2 protein-coding genes are annotated in these 1455 nt (G+C 57.3%); both read left to right on the forward strand.

The window, feature by feature from the left end:
- On the forward strand, positions 1-318 hold a 318-nt coding region (locus ACXJ7R_RS32460), incomplete at its 5' end, for a CopG family transcriptional regulator (RefSeq protein ID WP_457155368.1).
- A 149-nt stretch (positions 319-467) separates the two neighbouring features.
- Positions 468-674, forward strand: coding sequence for a hypothetical protein (locus ACXJ7R_RS32465; protein ID WP_457155369.1), 207 nt, complete (start codon positions 468-470; stop codon positions 672-674).
- The last annotated feature ends 781 nt before the right edge of the window (positions 675-1455 follow it).

The raw sequence follows: 1455 nt of genomic DNA on the forward strand, positions 1-1455 counted from the left end.
ACTTGCCATGTTCGAAAGGCCGACGGCATAACACGGCTCTCTACCGCCGAAGAGCATGAGAACGCCGCCGACCGCATTGCGGACGTGTCCCGGGCGGATCTGCAAATAATTCTTCGACGTGCTGCCCTGATGCTCCGGAMCRTYKCGGGTGTGSCGCTGGAGCCGGCGACGGAGGATGCGCTGAACCCCATTGCCGGTGAGATGGGAATTGGCAGGCCGGATTTGATTCAGATCGTATTGCGCGAGTGGCTGGAAACGAACGCCTATCTGCCGGTCCGGATGATCGACGAGGAAGCGAGACGGACGGGGGGCGCCTGAAGACCGTGGAGACAACAACAAGGTGTAGGAGTGGTCCAGAGTATATCGTTTTACACAATCGCTAATTGCTAGACTCACGCGCTAGCTCGGCTGTTAATTTTGCCTCAGGGTGAGAAGAAAAAGGTAGCGAATTGGGAGGAAGTAGTCGCATGAATTATGATTTCGGCATCGGCCAACCAGCTGAAGATGATCAGCCTTACGAGGTTAGCGCTTTCGCCAAAAAGCATGGCCTGACGATCCCAGCTGCGGACGCCGTTCTTTTCGCAAAAGGCCCGTCTCGGCCCGCGTGCGATGCCGCCGCATTGGCTTTCCTCTGTGCAGTCGCCGCATACGCCAAGAAACAATCGGCGCGCTAGCCTTCCGCAATCACGATGCTTCACTTTGCATTAGCACAAGCGCATAAGAGCCCAGCCGGCGGCGGTGTTCTCACAAGCACCCCCGTCAGCTAGGCCCGGTACCCCTAGCCACATCCCAACAGAGAGGGTGCCGGGCCGCTGCATCCAAGCCCTCCAGCCGAAAAGCCCGCCGCCAGGGTTGGCAGCGGGCCATTTGACAGAGAGGCCGGCACGAGTGACACAGGCACCGACCGATGCAATAAACGTCGATGGTCCGAAATGTGTTCCGCTGCCGTCATCGTTGGTTATTTCCGTACAAAGTTCCACGGCTATTCACCTTCGGCGGGTCGCTCTGGCCTTATCGGTTGGACCTGCGGCGGGCCTGCCGCACAAAACGGGCACTTTCTCTAGTTCTCCGCATGGCTAAGAACGACCGTGCCGTTTGCCTTGTCGACATCTTTTGCCGWTTTCTCRGCGTCGAACATTTCCTTGTCGACGATGCCCTGTCTTCCATASCRGATRACAGTAAAGGCCATATTTGGTCGTTCCTTCCGGGCAGCTACCAAGGGAACTGTATGGCAGCTGGAACGGAAAGTCACAATTAAACAAGCGGCCTTTGCGGGCGGGCAGCCTCACAGAGACTCATCAGCGCGTTTCCACCGGCCGCTGTCCTACGCCGCCGAAGTCCGGGAGCGTACCTGGTGCGTGAACCTTCAGGGGAACAGAAGCYCAAAGCCSCACGTTCTAATRMGATCAAGGGAGTACAAAAAATGGTACGCCAAATCGCAATCACCCTAACACT

The sequence above is a fragment of the Mesorhizobium sp. P5_C1 genome (assembly GCF_054049815.1).

Excerpts from the sequence above, each read along its gene's own strand:
- ACXJ7R_RS32465 (WP_457155369.1), top strand. The coding sequence starts at position 468 with ATGAATTATGATTTCGGCATCGGCCAACCAGCTGAAGATGATCAGCCT.